The 14,577-nt window shown below is 66.6% G+C and carries 13 protein-coding genes; 9 read left to right on the forward strand and 4 right to left on the reverse strand.

All coding sequences use genetic code 11. From position 1 onward, the window contains the following. Nucleotides 1-281: 281 nt before the first annotated feature. On the reverse strand, nucleotides 282-1,265 hold the full coding sequence (gene iolG / locus V6U71_RS07075; RefSeq protein WP_411341582.1) for an inositol 2-dehydrogenase: 984 nt from the start codon (nucleotides 1,263-1,265) through the stop codon (nucleotides 282-284). 145 nt (nucleotides 1,266-1,410) lie between these two features. Between iolG and V6U71_RS07080 the strand changes: the two genes are divergently transcribed. From V6U71_RS07080 to V6U71_RS07120, 9 genes are all read left to right on the forward strand, one after another. Next, complete coding sequence (locus tag V6U71_RS07080) at nucleotides 1,411-2,283, forward strand: MurR/RpiR family transcriptional regulator (RefSeq protein ID WP_411341583.1); 873 nt, start codon at nucleotides 1,411-1,413, stop codon at nucleotides 2,281-2,283. A 137-nt stretch (nucleotides 2,284-2,420) separates the two neighbouring features. Further along, the gene (locus V6U71_RS07085; protein WP_411341584.1) at nucleotides 2,421-4,322 is read left to right on the forward strand and encodes a bifunctional 5-dehydro-2-deoxygluconokinase/5-dehydro-2-deoxyphosphogluconate aldolase; all 1,902 of its coding nucleotides are present in this window, start codon (nucleotides 2,421-2,423) and stop codon (nucleotides 4,320-4,322) included. Next, nucleotides 4,319-6,154 carry a 3D-(3,5/4)-trihydroxycyclohexane-1,2-dione acylhydrolase (decyclizing) gene (gene iolD / locus V6U71_RS07090; RefSeq protein ID WP_411341585.1) on the forward strand — a complete coding sequence of 612 codons (1,836 nt, stop codon included), beginning with the start codon at nucleotides 4,319-4,321 and terminating at the stop codon, nucleotides 6,152-6,154. The genes V6U71_RS07085 and iolD overlap by 4 nt, the downstream gene beginning before the upstream one ends. After that, complete coding sequence (gene iolE / locus V6U71_RS07095) at nucleotides 6,151-7,044, forward strand: myo-inosose-2 dehydratase (RefSeq protein ID WP_411341586.1); 894 nt, start codon at nucleotides 6,151-6,153, stop codon at nucleotides 7,042-7,044. Before iolD ends, iolE begins: the two co-directional genes overlap by 4 nt. Continuing rightward, the gene (iolB, locus tag V6U71_RS07100) at nucleotides 7,044-7,835 is read left to right on the forward strand and encodes a 5-deoxy-glucuronate isomerase (protein ID WP_411341587.1); all 792 of its coding nucleotides are present in this window, start codon (nucleotides 7,044-7,046) and stop codon (nucleotides 7,833-7,835) included. The genes iolE and iolB overlap by 1 nt, the downstream gene beginning before the upstream one ends. Before the next feature lie 25 nt (nucleotides 7,836-7,860). After that, nucleotides 7,861-9,195: an MFS transporter gene (locus V6U71_RS07105; RefSeq protein ID WP_411341588.1), complete on the forward strand. Its 1,335-nt coding sequence runs from the start codon at nucleotides 7,861-7,863 to the stop codon at nucleotides 9,193-9,195. A 24-nt stretch (nucleotides 9,196-9,219) separates the two neighbouring features. Beyond that, nucleotides 9,220-10,629 (forward strand): alkaline phosphatase D family protein, encoded by a 1,410-nt coding sequence (locus tag V6U71_RS07110; RefSeq protein ID WP_411341589.1) that lies wholly within the window; start codon nucleotides 9,220-9,222, stop codon nucleotides 10,627-10,629. 3 nt (nucleotides 10,630-10,632) lie between these two features. After that, a complete protein-coding gene (locus V6U71_RS07115; protein ID WP_411341590.1) occupies nucleotides 10,633-10,833 on the forward strand; it encodes a hypothetical protein in 201 nt (66 codons plus the stop codon). Then, nucleotides 10,830-11,945 (forward strand): Gfo/Idh/MocA family protein, encoded by a 1,116-nt coding sequence (locus V6U71_RS07120; RefSeq protein WP_411341591.1) that lies wholly within the window; start codon nucleotides 10,830-10,832, stop codon nucleotides 11,943-11,945. The genes V6U71_RS07115 and V6U71_RS07120 overlap by 4 nt, the downstream gene beginning before the upstream one ends. 185 nt (nucleotides 11,946-12,130) lie before the next feature. On the opposite strand, the gene prpB is transcribed toward V6U71_RS07120, so the two are convergent. The 3 genes from prpB to V6U71_RS07135 are packed head-to-tail and all read right to left on the reverse strand — an operon-like array spanning nucleotide 12,131 to nucleotide 14,516. Beyond that, nucleotides 12,131-13,054, reverse strand: a complete 924-nt coding sequence (prpB, locus tag V6U71_RS07125; protein WP_411341592.1) for a methylisocitrate lyase — start codon at nucleotides 13,052-13,054, stop codon at nucleotides 12,131-12,133. An 11-nt stretch (nucleotides 13,055-13,065) separates the two neighbouring features. Beyond that, the gene (gene prpC / locus V6U71_RS07130) at nucleotides 13,066-14,217 is read right to left on the reverse strand and encodes a bifunctional 2-methylcitrate synthase/citrate synthase (RefSeq protein WP_411341593.1); all 1,152 of its coding nucleotides are present in this window, start codon (nucleotides 14,215-14,217) and stop codon (nucleotides 13,066-13,068) included. A 14-nt stretch (nucleotides 14,218-14,231) separates the two neighbouring features. Further along, nucleotides 14,232-14,516, reverse strand: a complete 285-nt coding sequence (locus V6U71_RS07135; RefSeq protein ID WP_411341594.1) for a hypothetical protein — start codon at nucleotides 14,514-14,516, stop codon at nucleotides 14,232-14,234. Nucleotides 14,517-14,577: the final 61 nt, after the last annotated feature.

The following is a 14,577-nucleotide window of genomic DNA, read 5'->3' on the forward strand; positions in this document are numbered from 1 at the left end:
CTTGAGCTTGGCACGGAAGCCGGACGTTCGCAATTCGGTCGTTTTCAGACATTCGTCACCCCGGACTTGATCCGGGATCCATTAGCGCGACGGTAGCTGTGGACCCCGGATCAAGTCCGGGGTGACGAATAAGGGAAATCCTTCCTGTGGCGCAGCCATGGGGAGGGGGACCGCTTGCAAAGCAAGGGGTGGAGGGGCTGCAACCTCGCGCCAATAGCCCCTCCGTCAGCGCTTCGCGCTGCCACCTCCCCACCGCCTTGCCACAGGGAGGATTTGCCGGCTTAGAGCAGCACGCGTTCGCCGGTTTGCGCCGATTGGGCGGCGGCTTCGGCGAGGGCGAGGGCGGCGACGCCGTCGCGGAAGTCGACCAGCGGGGAGGCGCCGTCCAATATGTCGGCGAAATGTTCGGCCTCACGCGCATAGGCGACGGCGTAGCGGTCGAGGAAGAAATTCTGGAAGCGGTCGGCGGCGGCGCCGTTCTCGCCCCAGGTCTCGACCGTCGTTTCGAGCTGGTTCTGGGCGCGGATCATCCCCGCCGACCCGAAGGCCTCGATCCGCTGGTCATAGCCATAGCCGCTGCGGCGGCTCGACGAGATGACGCAGAGGCGTCCCGACGCGGTGCGCAGGATCGTCTTGGCGGTATCCGCATCGCCCGCTTCGCCGATCGCGGGATCGACGAGGACCGAGGCGCTGGCGAAGACTTCGGTCACCTCTTCGCCGAGCAGCCAGCGCGCCATGTCGAAATCGTGGATCACCATGTCCTTGAAGATGCCGCCCGACACCTTGACGTAATCGACCGGCGGCGGCGCCGGATCGTGGCTGACGATGTGCAGCGTTTCGAGGTTGCCGACCGCGCCGCCGGCGAGGCGCGCCTGCAATGCCGCGAAATTGGGGTCGAAGCGGCGGTTGAAGGCGAGGAACAGGCGGGCGTCCAGCGCCGCGAAGCGCGCCGCCGATTCGCGGGCGCGGCCGAGATCCTGATCGAGCGGCTTTTCGCAGAAGATCGCCTTGCCGGCCTCGGCCGCCGCGAGGCTGTAGGGCAGGTGGGTGTCGGTCGAGCTGGCGACGACGACGCCGGTGATCGCGGGATCGGCGAGCGCTTCCTCGATCGTCGAGACGCGCGCATCATATTGGGCGGCCACCGCCGCGGCGGCGTCGGGGAAGGGGTCGACGACGCGGGCGAGCCGCAGGCGCGGGTTGGCGGCAAGGTTCGCCGCGTGGATTTTGCCGATCCTGCCGGCGCCGATCAGGGCAATGTCGTGCATGAAAGCCTCTCTGGTTGAAACTCTGTTCCATGTTGTTAATGAGTGGAACATATATTCTATAGCGTGGAAAATGCGGCAGGGCGATAGTTGCGTTACAAGTTTTGAACAGATATTCCGTTTTTCCGGATCAGCGGGGAGAATGAATTTGACCGACGTCCAGGCCGCCCCCAGTTCGGCGGAAGAATTGCGCGCCGAGATCGTGAGCCGATACGAGACGCTGAGCAAGCGGCTCAAGCAGATCGCGCGCTATATCCTCGACGAGCCCAATGATATTGCGCTCGAAACGCTGGCGGTGATCGCCGACCGCTGCGGGGTCCAGCCCTCGGCGATCGTGCGCTTTGCCAAGAGTTTCGGGTTCGAGGGCGCGAGCCAGATGCAGCGGCTGTTCCGCGACGGCCTGCTCAGCAACAATGCCGCGCTCGGCTATTCGGAGCGCGTCCGTCAGCTCGACGAAGCGACGAGCGCGCAGGATGCCGAGCCCGCGAACCTGCTGTCCGAATTCGTCGAGGGCAACAGCCTCGCGATCCAGAATCTGCTGCAAACGGTGAGCGGGGCAGACATGCGCGCGGCGGTAGATCTGCTGATGGCGGCCGATACGGTGCATGTGGCGGGGTTCCGCCGGTCGTTCCCGGTTGCGTCCTATATCGCCTATTCGCTGCTCCAGGCGGGCAAACGCACCGTCTTTGTCGACGGGGTCGGCGGGCTCGGGGTGCAGCAGGCGCATGCCATCGGGCCCGGCGACCTGCTCGTCGCGATCAGCTTTCATCCCTATTCCGAGGAAACGGTCGCGGTGGTCAATGCGGCGAGGGCCAATGGCGGCAAGGTGCTCGCGATCAGCGACAGCCTGGTCAGCCCGGTCGCCAAGCCCGCCGAGCATGTACTGCAGATTCGCGAGGCGGAGGTGCGCAAGTTCCGCTCGCTGTCGGCATCGATGTGCCTTGCGCAGGCGCTGGTGATCAATTTCGCCTTCGAGGCGACGCGCACCGACGGCAAGGCGCGCGACAATGTGGGGACGTGAACGGGCATTCCATTTTCACGCCATCCTGAAACATATGTTGCAAACATTCTAAAAGTGGAATATGCGTTACAGATCAAGGAAGGATGGTCTGGAAAGCGATGGCGCAACAAGGGCATGAGGCGGGCGGGGAATGCCGGTTGGATATCGTCACGCTGGGGCGGGCGGGGATCGATCTTTACGGTGAGCAGATCGGCGGCCGGCTGGAAGATATGGCGAGTTTCGCCAAATATATCGGCGGCAGCCCGACGAACACCGCGATCGGCGCGTCGCGGCTGGGGCTGAAGGCGGGGCTGATCACCCGCGTCGGTGCCGACCATTTCGGGCGCTTCATCGTCGAGGAACTGGAACGCGAAGGCGTGTCGACGCGCGGCGTCCGTTCCGACCTCGAGCGGCTGACCGCTTTGGTGTTCCTCGGTATCCGCGACCCCGATACCTTTCCGCTGATTTTCTACCGCGAGAATTGCGCCGACATGGCGCTCGTCGCCGACGATATCGACCCCGATCTCATCGCCTCGGCCGGCGCGCTGCTGATCAACGGCACGCATCTGTCGCAGCCCGGCGTGTTCGCGGCGAGCCTGACGGCGGCGACGCTGATGAAGGCGGCGGGCGGACGCGTCGTTTTCGATATCGATTATCGCCCGGTGCTGTGGGGCCTCGCGGACAAGGACAATGGCGAGGACCGCTTCGTCGCCGATAGCGGCGTGACCGAAGCGCTGCAGCGCGTCCTGCCGCTGTGCGACCTGATCGTCGGCACCGAGGAGGAAATCCACATCCTCGGCGGCTCGACCGACACGCTGGCGGCGCTGCGCGCAATCCGGGAAAAGAGTGAAGCGGTGCTCGTCTGCAAGCGCGGCGCCGACGGCTGCGTCGCCTTTCCGGGCGATATCGGGGCTTCGCTGGATGACGGCATTGTCGGGCGTGGCTTTCCGATCGAGGTGTTCAACGTGCTCGGCGCGGGCGACGCCTTCATGGCGGGTTTCCTGCGCGGCTGGCTGAAGGACATGCCACTCGAAAAATGCTGCGAGATAGCCAATGCGTGCGGCGCGCTGGTGGTGTCGCGGCACGGCTGTGCCCCGGCGATGGCGTCGTGGGAGGAATTGCAACATTTCCTCGCAGGCCAGTGGCCGCACCGGTTGCGCGAGAGCGCCGAGCTGGAGCAATTGCATTGGTCGACCAACCGGCAGGGCGAGCGCGACGAGCTGACCGTGCTGGCGATCGACCATCGCAGCCAGTTCGACGACCTGCTCGCCGAGCTTGGCGAAGTCGACGAGGCGCGCGTCCATCATTTCAAGAATCTGGCGCTCGAGGCGCTGCATCGGCTGGCGGCGGGCGATCCCTGCTATGGCGTGCTGCTCGACGGCCGCTTCGGCGCGCGCGCGCTGGAGGCGGCGGCGGATCATCCTTACTGGATCGGGCGGCCGATCGAGGTGCCGGGATCGCGCCCGCTGCGCTTCGAGGGGTCGCCCGACGTCGGTATGACGCTGCGCGACTGGCCGACGAACCATGTGGTCAAATGTCTCGTCTTCTATCACCCCGACGACGATGCAGAGATGCGCGCGGCGCAGGATCGGCAGATATTGCGGCTGTTCGATGCCTGCCGGCGGACGCGGCACGAGTTCCTGCTCGAAATCATCGCTTCGAAACACGGGCCGGTCGACAGCGGGACGATCGCGTCGGTCATCGACCATGTCTATTCGCTGGGCATCTATCCCGACTGGTGGAAGCTCGAACCAACGACCGACGCGGCAGCATGGGCGGCGAGCGAGGCGGCGATCCTGCGCCACGATCCGCTGTGCCGCGGCATCGTGCTGCTCGGCCTGTCGGCACCGCAGGACGAGGTGCTGGCGGGGATCGTCGCCGCGGCGCCCTTTACGCTGGTGAAGGGATTTGCGGTCGGGCGCACGATCTTTCAGGATGTCGCGCAGCAGTGGCTGGCGGGCGCGATCGACGACGAAGCGGCGATCGGGGCGCTGGGCGAAAATCTGCGCGTCCTCGCCGACGGCTGGCGCGAGGCGCGCCGGGCGCGGGAGGCGGCATGAGCGATATGGTGCGATTGACGATGGCACAGGCGCTGTCGCGCTGGCTCGCGGCGCAGCGGACCCAGGTGGACGGCGCAGAGCTGCCCTATTTTGCTGGCATGTGGGCGATCTTCGGCCACGGCAATGTCGCGGGAATGGGGGAGGCGCTGGCGGGGATGGAAGCGGCGCTGCCGACCTGGCGCGCCCATAACGAGCAGGGCATGGCGCACGCGGCGATCGCCTTTGCCAAAGCGAGCCGGCGGCAGCGCGCGATGGCGTGCACGACGTCGATCGGCCCCGGCGCGACGAACATGGTCACCGGGGCGGCGCTGGCGCACGTCAACCGGCTGCCGGTGCTGTTCCTGCCGGGCGACGTCTATGCGAGCCGCCGCCCCGACCCGGTGCTCCAGCAGATCGAGGATTTCGGCGACGGGGTGGTGAGCGCGAACGACTGTTTCCGCCCGGTATCGCGCTATTTCGACCGGATCACGCGGCCCGAACAGATACTCGACGCGCTGCCGCGCGCGATGGGTATCCTGACCGACCCGGCGCTGTGCGGGCCGGTGACGCTCGCGCTGTGCCAAGACGTGCAGGCTGAGGCGTATGACTATCCGGTGGGCTTCTTTGCGCCGCGGGTGTGGCGTCCGCGGCGGCCGCGGCCCGATCGCGGCGAACTGGCCGCACTCGTCGACGCGATCCGTGGGGCGAAGGCACCGCTAATCGTCGCGGGCGGCGGAGTGCTCTATTCCGGCGCCGAGGGCGTGCTGGCGGACCTCGCTGCAGGGACCGGCATTCCGGTCGCCGAAACGCAGGCGGGCAAGGGCGCGCTGGCGTGGGATCACCGCCAAGCGCTCGGCAGCATCGGGGTAACGGGGACGAGCGCGGCCAATGCTGCCGCCGAAGCCGCCGACCTGATCGTCGGGGTCGGCACGCGGTTGCAGGATTTTACCACCGGTTCGCGGACCCTGTTTGCCGGCAAGCGGCTGGTCCAGATCAATGTCGCGGCGCCCGATGCGATCAAGCAGGGCGCCGAAGCGGTCGTCGGCGACGCGCGCGAAGTGCTGGAGGCTCTGGTCGAGGCGCTGGGCGACTGGCAGGTCGATGCGGCGTGGCGCGAGGCGAACCGCGGCGCGGTCGCCGAATGGAACAAGGCGTGGGACGCGGCGACCGCGCCGTCTTCGGCGCTGCCGTCCGACGCGCAGGTGATCGGCGCGGTGTGGCGGCAGGCGGGCGACGATGCGACCGTCGTGTGCGCCGCGGGCGGGCTGCCCGGCGAGCTCCACAAGCTGTGGCGCAGCCATCGCCCCGGCGGCTATCATGTCGAATATGGCTTTTCGTGCATGGGGTACGAGATCGCCGGCGGGCTGGGGGTCAAGATGGCCGACCCGGCGCGCGACGTTTATGTGATGGTCGGCGACGGCAGCTATCTGATGCTCAATTCGGAGCTCGCGACGTCGGTGATGCTGGGGCACAAGATCACCGTCATCCTGCTCGACAACCGCGGTTATGGCTGCATCAACCGGTTGCAGCAGGGGACGGGCGGGCGGCCGTTCAACAATCTGCTCGCCGACAGCGCGCATGCGACGCTGCCCGATATCGATTTCGCTGCGCATGCGCGCAGCCTCGGCGCAGCGGCCGAAAAAGTCGACGGGATTGCCGGGCTGGAGGCCGCGCTTGGGCGGGCGAAGGCGTCGGACACAAGCTATGTGATCGTCATCGATACCGATCCGATGATCACGACCGAAGCGGGCGGGCACTGGTGGGATGTCGCGGTGCCCGAAGTGTCGGGCCGCGCCGAAGTGCAGGCGGCGCGCCGCGCCTATGACGACAAGATCAAGGGAGAGAGGTCATGACGATCCGCTGGGGCGTGAGCCCGATTGCCTGGTGCAATGACGATATGCGCGAACTGGGCGGCGACACGACGCTGGGCGAACTGCTCACCGATGTCCGCGATATCGGGTTCGAGGGGGTCGAGCTGGGCAATAAATTCCCGCGCGATCCCGAGGCGCTGGCGCCGATCATGGCGGGTTACGGCCTCGACATCGTCAGCGGCTGGTATTCGTCGAACCTGCTGGTGCGCGACGCCGATGCAGAAATCGACGCGCTGGCGAAGCATCTGGCGCTGCTCGAATATATGGATTCGAGCGTCTTCATCCTCGCCGAAACCTCGAACGCGGTGCACGGCGACCGCTATGGCAGCCGGCTCGACACGCACCCGGTGCTGCCCGCCGCCGACTGGAAGCAGTTCGGCGAGCGGCTGAATACGGTAGCGCGCTTCATCAACGATCGCGGGCTGCGCTTCGCCTATCACCATCATCTCGGCACGATCGTCGAGACGAAGGACGAGCTCGAACGCTTCTTCGACGCGACCGGCGACCATGTCGGACTGGTGCTCGACACCGGCCACGCGCTGTTCGGCGGGATCGAGCCGATCGACGTGATCAAGGCGCGCCCCGAGCGCGTGACCCACGTTCATTGCAAGGATGTGCGCACCGCCAAATATGACGAGTTTCTCGCGAATGGCACCAGCTTCCTCAACGGCGTCGTCGGCGGCATGTTCACCGCGCCGGGCGACGGCGATTACGACTATGCGCCGTTCATGCGCGCGCTCGCCGACATGAATTATTCGGGCTGGATCGTGATCGAGGCCGAACAGGATCCGGCGATCGCCAACCCGCGCGAATATAGCCAGCTCGGGCTCGACACGCTGAAGCGGCTGGCGCGCGAGGAGGCGCTGGTCTGATGTCGCTGCTCGTCCGCCCGCATGCGCCCGACGACGATGGCACGCTGCTCGACATCACGCCCGAAAGCGCGGGGTGGAAATATGTCGGCTTCCGCGTCGTCAGGCTGGCGGCGGGTGCGCGTTACAACCATGTCGAGGACGGGCGCGAGGCGTGCCTCGTCGTGCTGACGGGCACGGTGTCGGTCGACGCGGGCGGTGAGCGGTTCGAGGGGATCGGCGGGCGCGCGACGGTGTTCGACGGCTCCGCGACCTCGGTCTATGTCCCCGCGGGGCATCGCTATACGATCGAGGCGGGATCGGACGCCGAAATCGCGATCTGCACGGCGCCGGGGAGCGGCGCGGGGGCGGTGCGGCTGATCCGGTCCGAGGCGGTCGAGGTGCGCGGCAAGGGCACCAACACGCGGCATGTCCGCAACATCCTGTCCGACGCCGACGAGGCCGAAAGCCTGCTGGTCGTCGAGGTGATCACGCCGGGCGGCCACTGGTCGAGCTATCCGCCGCACAAGCATGATCGCGACGCGTTCCCCGAGGAAACCTTCCTCGAGGAGACCTATTACCACCGGCTGTCGCCGCCGCAGGGCTTTGCCTTTCAGCGCGTCTATACCGACGAACGCGACATCGACGAGACGATGGCGGTCGAGGACGGCGACGTCGTGATGGTGCCGCGCGGCTATCACCCGGTCGGGGCGCCGCACGGCTATGACCTTTATTATCTGAACGTGATGGCGGGCCCCCGGCGCAACTGGGTGTTCCGCAACGATCCCGCGCACGACTGGATCGCGCGCCAATAGAAAACACGCCGAGGGGAGAGGATCGATGCTGAAGTTTTTCGCGGCGGGACCCGAGGTTCCGGTCGATACGGGCAGCGACATCGACGGCCGGTTCCGCCATTACCGGATGCGGATCATCGCCGCGATCACGCTCGCTTATGCGATCAGCTATATGTGCCGGCTGGCGATCAATATCGTCAAGAAGCCGCTGATCGACCAGGGCATTTTCACCCCGCTCGAACTCGGCATGATCGGTTCGGCACTCTTCTATACCTATGCGGCGGGCAAGCTGGTCAACGGCTTCGTCGCCGACCACAGCAATGTGAAGCGGCTGTTCGCGGCGGGGCTGGTGCTGTCGGCGCTGTGCAATATCGCGATGGGCTTTTCGACCGTCTTCTGGGTTACCGTGATGATCTGGGGATTGAACGGCTGGTTCCAGAGCTATGGCGCGCCATCGTGCGTCGTCGCGCTGGCGAGCTGGTTTTCGAACCGCGAGCGCGGACGCTTTTACGGCATCTGGTCGACCGCGCATTCGATCGGCGAGGGACTGACCTTCGCCCTCGTTACCACGCTGGTCGCGGCGGGCGGATGGCACTGGGGTTTCTGGGGGCCGGGTATCGCGACCTTGATCGCCGCGGTCGCCGCCTTTTACGCGATGGTCGATCGCCCGCGCACGCTGGGGCTGCCGACGGTCGCCGACTGGCGGGGCGACCATTATGCGGCGCCGGCAGAGGGCGCGCCCGAACGCGGCGTGTTCGCGACGCAGCTTTCCATCCTTGCGATCCCGGCGGTGTGGGTGCTCGCGCTGGCGAGCGCCGCCAATTATGTGACGCGCTATGCAATCAACAGCTGGGGCATCCTCTATCTGCAGGAAGCGCGCGGCTTTTCGCTGGGCGAGGCGGGAGTGATGCTGACCGCGAGCACGTTGGCGGGGGTCGCCGGGGCGCTCGCTTTCGGTTTCATATCCGACAAATTCTTCGGCGCGCGCCGGCCGCCCGCCAACCTGCTGTTCGGGGTGGTCGAGATCATCGGCCTGCTGATCTTTTTCTATGGTCCCGAAGGCCATGGCTGGGTGTTGCTCGGCGCGGTCCTGTTCGGGCTCGGCATGACCGGGCTGGTCACCTCGCTCGGCGGGCTGTTCGCGATTGACATCTGCCCGAAGCGCGTCGCGGGCGCGGCGCTCGGGATGGTCGGGGTGTTCAGCTATCTCGGCGCGGCGGTGCAGGAACAGGTGTCGGGGGCGCTGATCGACGCGAACATGCATGTCACGGGAAGTACACGCATCTATGATTTCGAGCCGGTGATCTGGTTCTGGATCGGCTGCTCGGTGGTCGCGACTTTGCTCGCGACGACATTGTGGAACACGAAGCTGCGCGACTGAGGCAGCACGACTGGGGACAGGATGATGATGGAACGACGCAAGCTCCTTTGGGGAACGGGAACGCTCGCCCTGCTCGCGGCGCTGCCGCGCCGGCTCTATGCCGCCGCGATCGGCTATCCGCGGCTGCTCGACGGGCCGATGATCGGCGCGACCAGCCCAGGCAGCTTCACCGTCTGGTCGCGCGCCAGCGGGGTGTTCGGGGTCGCGGTCGAATATGCGACGCGGCGCGACTTCGCCGATGCGAAGACGACGGCGGTGGTCGCGGCGACGCAGGAGAACGACCTCTGCACCGCGATCGAGGTGAGCGGGCTCCAACCCGACACCGAATATCATTACCGGATCAAGACCGACGGCATCGACGACCGCAACCTGCCGCTGCCGTTCCGGACCCGGACCGCGCCCGACAAACCGCGGCCGATCCGCATCGCCTTCGGATCGTGCGCGCGGGTGCAGCTTTACCCCGAACAGCCGGTGTTCGAGGCGGTCGCGGCGATGGAGCCCGACCTGTTCCTGTGGCTGGGCGACAATATCTACGCCGACAGCGACAGCGAGACCGCTTATTCGGCGCTCTATTCGCGCCAGCGCAATGTGGCGGCGCTGGTGCCGCTGCTGCGGTCGGTGCCGCAGCTCGCGATCTGGGACGACCATGATTTCGGCTATAACAACTCCGACCGCCACAATGCGGTCAAGGAGATGACGCACCGGCTGTTCCGGCGCTGGTGGGCGAATCCGCCGGGGGGAACGGCCGACACGCCGGGTATCTTCTTCCGCCACAGCTTCGGGCCGGTCGACATCTTCATGCTCGACGGGCGTTATCACCGCGATCCGCCCGACCACCCCGACGGCCCCGAAAAGACGATGCTCGGCGCGGGGCAGAAGGCGTGGCTGAAGCGCGAGCTCAAGGCGTCGAAGGCGGCGTTCAAGATCCTCGTGTCGGGCACCGGCTGGACGCTCGCCGAAAAGGACGGCGATAGCTGGGCCAATTATCTTCACGAACGGAACGAGATCCTCGACTTCATCCGCGACGAGAAGATCGGCGGTTGCCTCGGGATTTCGGGCGACGTCCATCAGGGCGAGGTCAATTGCGTGCCCTGGTCCGACAAGGGCGGCTATGATTTCTATGACCTCGTCAGTTCGGGGCTGGCGCAATATCTGGCGCCGAAGTTCGTCGACCAGCATCCCGAAGTGCGGCTGCGTGCACCCTTCGTGCGCAGCGCCAATTTCGGGCTGCTCGAATTCCATTTCGATCCCGAGCCGCGCGTCGAACTCAGCATCCGCGACGTGATCGGCGCGCCGGCATCGGGCAAGCCTGTCGTCCTGCGCGCGAGCGATCTGGTCAACGGCAAGCAGAGCTGGCGCGCGGCGATCGACAAGGATGAACTCGAACGGCGCGAGCGCGCCCTGCGCGGCGGCAGCTATTATGGAGGTGAGTGAGCGATGCGGTTCGAGATGGTGACGATTGCGCGCGACGAGTTCGAGGCGATGCGGGAGCGCCTGCCGTGCGCGACACGCGAGGGCCTGTTCGAAACCTACCGGATCAGCCAGAACAGCTGGTACAAGCTGCGCGAGGGCCAGCCGGTGAAGCGGCAGACGGTCGAGCGGCTGCGCGAACGTTATCGCGAGGTGGCAGGCGCATGACCAGGCCGGTGCTCAACATCGCATTGATCGGCAGCGGCTTCATGGGCCGCGCGCATGCGCTGGCTTTTGCGGCGGCGGATCGCACCTTTGACCTGCCGCTGTCGCCGCGCGTGACGGTGCTCGCCGACCGCGATTTGCCAACGGCAACGGCCGCTGCGGCGTCGCTGGGGATTCCGAACGCGAGCGGCGACTGGCGCGAGGCGATTGCCGATGCGTCGATCGACATGGTGGCGGTGGCGACCCCGAACCTGCTGCACGCGCCGATCGCGATCGCCGCGCTGGAAGCGGGGAAGGCGGTCTATTGCGAAAAGCCGCTGGCGACGACGATTGCCGAGTCCGAGGCGATGACCGCAGCCGCGGCGGCGTCGGGGCGGCCGACTGCGGTCGGCTTCACCTATCTCTACAACCCGATGATCGCATTGGCGCGCGAGCTGGTCGCCGATGGCGAGATCGGTGAGGTGACGGCGTTTCGCGGCATCCATGCCGAGGATTTCATGGCGTCGGCCGATGCGCCGTTCAACTGGCGCTGCGAGCCCGATCAGGCGGGCGGCGCACTCGCCGATATCGGCAGCCACATCATCGCAATGGCGCAGCATCTGGTTGGCGATATCGCGTCGGTGTCGGGGCGGCTCCACACCGCTTACCCGACGCGCCGCGACGCTGAGGGGAACGACCGCGCGGTGACGGTCGACGACCAGATGGACGCGGTGGTCGCCTTTGCGAATGGTGCGACGGGGACGCTGGCGGCGAGCTGGATCGCGAGCGGGCGCAAGATGGGGCTGGCGTTCGAGATCAGCGGCACCAGGGGATCGATCAGCTTCACTCAGGAACAGTTCAACGAGCTGAAGCTGTACCGGTCGGGGCCGGGGCGGACCAACGGCTTTACGACGATCTGCGCCGGGCCCGAGCATGGCGACTACGACGCCTTCTGCCCCGCGTCGGGGCACCAGATCGGCTATAACGACTTGAAGACGATCGAGGTCAAGGCGGCGGTCGAAGCGGCAGCGGGACTGCCGTCGGCGGCGAAGAGCTTTGCCGATGCGCTGGCGGTGGAACGGGTTGCCGATGCGATCCGGCGCTCGCATCGCGAGGGAGGCTGGGCGCGGCTCTGAGAGGTGCTTCCGGTAACTTTCGGTCGGTTGCTGCCGTAACCGGCATGTACCCCGGCCTTCGCCGGGGTACACAAAACGGGCGAACGCCCGTTCCCCACCCCAAAACGGCCCGAAAGGCGAAACGGGCCATGGCGACTCCCCAGCCGCCATGGCCCATCGCCCGTCCGGACGACGAACGATCGCGGTCAGGCGTCCTGCGGGATCGCCTGCGGGACGATCGTCCGGACGATGCTGGCGTCGAGTTCCTCGAACGCGTGGAGGCCGATGGTGTCGTAGAGCTGCTGGCGCGTCTGCATCCGGTCGATCATCTTGTGGGTGCCGCCGTTCGCCTTGAGCGAGGCGTAGAGATCGGCCTGCGCCTTGTTGGCGACGCGGAGGCTCGAGACGGGCCAGATCACCATCTTGCAACCCATCGCGGCAAATTCGTCGGCGGTGAAGAAGGGCGTCTTGCCGAATTCGGTCATATTGGCGAGCAGCGGCACATCGGGCAGCGCGGCGGCGAACTTCTCGAACATCTCGCGCGTGACGAGCGCTTCGGGGAAGATCGCGTCGGCGCCGGCTTCGACATAGCGTTTGGCGCGCGCGACCGCGGCGTCGAAACCCTCGACCCCCGCGGCGTCGGTGCGCGCGACGATGAACAGATCGCGGCTTGCCTTCTTCGCCGCCGCGACCTTGGCGGCCATGTCGTCGGCGGGGACGAGATTCTTGCCGTTGAGATGGCCGCATTTCTTGGGAAGAATCTGGTCCTCGAGATGGACCGCCCCCGCGCCGGCATCCTCGAAGCTGCGGACCATGTGCATGACGTTGAGCGCCTCGCCATAGCCGGTGTCGCCGTCGACGAGCAAAGGCAGGCCGGAGGCTCGGGCGATCTGGCGGACGAAGAAGGCGACCTCGTCGACGGTGATGATGCCGAGATCGGGGAGGCCCATCGATGCGGTCATCGCGGCGCCCGAGAGATAGAGGCCGTCGAAGCCCGCCGCCTTCGCCTGCAGCGCGGCATGGCCGTTGTGCGCGCCGGGAAGCTGGTAGATGCCGGGGCGCGCGAGCGCTTCGCGGAAGCGCCGGCCGGCGGTTTCGTGCGGCAGGTCGCTGGCGATCAGATAGGGCATAGGGGCTCTCCTCAGGCGGCTTCGCTGCGGTCGGCGAGCGGAACATATTTGAGATTCTCGGGGCCCGTATAATGGGCCGAGGGGCGGATGATCTTGTTGTCCTGCCGCTGTTCGACGACATGCGCGGCCCAGCCCGAGGTGCGCGCGATGACGAACAGCGGGGTGAACATCGCGGTCGGCACGCCCATCAGATTATAGGAAACGGCCGAGAACCAGTCGAGGTTGGGGAACATCGCCTTGGCGTCCCACATCACGCTTTCGATCCGTTCGGCGATCGCGAACTGGCGGCGCGCGCCCGCTTCGTCGGCGAGGCTCTGCGCGACGCGCTTGATCACGACGTTGCGTGGATCGGCGATGGTGTAGACGGGGTGGCCGAAGCCGATCACGACTTCCTTCGCGTCGACGCGGCGGCGGATATCGGCCTCGGCCTCGTCAGGGGTCGCATAGCGTTTCTGGATTTCATAGGCGACCTCGTTGGCGCCGCCATGTTTCGGGCCGCGCAGCGCGCCGATCGCGCCAGCGACACAGCTGTACATGTCCGACCCGGTGCCCGCGATCACGCGCGCCGCGAAGGTCGAGGCGTTGAATTCATGTTCGGCATAGAGGATGAGCGAACTGTGCATTGCGCGCACCCAGCTTTCCGACGGCGGCTGGCCGTGGAGCAGGTGAAGGAAATGGCCGCCGACGCTGTCGTCGTCGGTCTCGACCTCGATGCGCCGGCCGTGATGAGCGAAATGATACCAGTAGAGGAGGATCGAGCCCAATGAGGCGATCAGCCGGTCGGCGACGTCGCGCGCGTCGGGGACATTATGGTCGTGCGTTTCGGGGAGCACGCAGCCGAGCGCCGAGACGCCGGAGCGCATGACGTCCATCGGATGCGCGGCAGCGGGAACAGCTTCGAGCGCCTGCTTCACCGACTGTGGCAGGCCGCGCAGACCGCGAAGCTTCGCCTTATAGGCCCTAAGCTGGGTCGCCGTGGGCAGCGCGCCATGGACGAGCAGGTGGGCGATTTCCTCATATTCGGCGCTCTCGGCGAATTCGAGAATGTCGTAGCCGCGATAGTGGAGGTCGTTGCCGGTGCGTCCGACCGTGCAGAGCGCGGTGTTGCCGGCGGCGACGCCCGACAGTGCGACCGATTTCTTGGGTTTGAAGGTGGCTCCCATGATCTTTTCTCCGGTCAGGTGAGGGCAGCGAAGGTGAAACGGCCCGACGCGGCGATGCGGCGGCGGCCGTCCGCTTGCGGGGTGGTGGCGAAAACGGCGATGACGGCCCGGCCTTCATCGGCGCGCACCGCCCAGCTTTCGATGGCGAGATCGGCGGCATCGAGATCCTCGGCGAGAGCGATCGACTGGCAGTCGGCGAGGCGGATCGCGCCGCATAGCCGCGCCGCGGCGCGGTCGGCGGCGGCCGCAGCCATACGGGCGAGGAGGTCGAGGCCGTGGATAGGGGCGTTGGAGAGCATGGCGGCCTTATCGGCGCGCGCAGGCACGCCGGAAATGGCTGAAAAGGTGGAGGATTGCGAA

Source organism: Sphingopyxis sp. J-6 (genome assembly GCF_046603995.1).
Classification (GTDB): domain Bacteria; phylum Pseudomonadota; class Alphaproteobacteria; order Sphingomonadales; family Sphingomonadaceae; genus Sphingopyxis.

Excerpts from the sequence above, each read along its gene's own strand:
- prpC (WP_411341593.1), bottom strand. The coding sequence starts at position 14,217 with ATGGGAGCCACCTTCAAACCCAAGAAATCGGTCGCACTGTCGGGCGTC.
- V6U71_RS07105 (WP_411341588.1), top strand. The coding sequence starts at position 7,861 with ATGCTGAAGTTTTTCGCGGCGGGACCCGAGGTTCCGGTCGATACGGGC.
- iolB (WP_411341587.1), top strand. The coding sequence starts at position 7,044 with ATGTCGCTGCTCGTCCGCCCGCATGCGCCCGACGACGATGGCACGCTG.
- prpB (WP_411341592.1), bottom strand. The coding sequence starts at position 13,054 with ATGCCCTATCTGATCGCCAGCGACCTGCCGCACGAAACCGCCGGCCGG.
- iolD (WP_411341585.1), top strand. The coding sequence starts at position 4,319 with ATGAGCGATATGGTGCGATTGACGATGGCACAGGCGCTGTCGCGCTGG.
- V6U71_RS07120 (WP_411341591.1), top strand. The coding sequence starts at position 10,830 with ATGACCAGGCCGGTGCTCAACATCGCATTGATCGGCAGCGGCTTCATG.
- V6U71_RS07135 (WP_411341594.1), bottom strand. The coding sequence starts at position 14,516 with ATGCTCTCCAACGCCCCTATCCACGGCCTCGACCTCCTCGCCCGTATG.
- iolG (WP_411341582.1), bottom strand. The coding sequence starts at position 1,265 with ATGCACGACATTGCCCTGATCGGCGCCGGCAGGATCGGCAAAATCCAC.
- V6U71_RS07110 (WP_411341589.1), top strand. The coding sequence starts at position 9,220 with ATGATGGAACGACGCAAGCTCCTTTGGGGAACGGGAACGCTCGCCCTG.
- iolE (WP_411341586.1), top strand. The coding sequence starts at position 6,151 with ATGACGATCCGCTGGGGCGTGAGCCCGATTGCCTGGTGCAATGACGAT.
- V6U71_RS07115 (WP_411341590.1), top strand. The coding sequence starts at position 10,633 with ATGCGGTTCGAGATGGTGACGATTGCGCGCGACGAGTTCGAGGCGATG.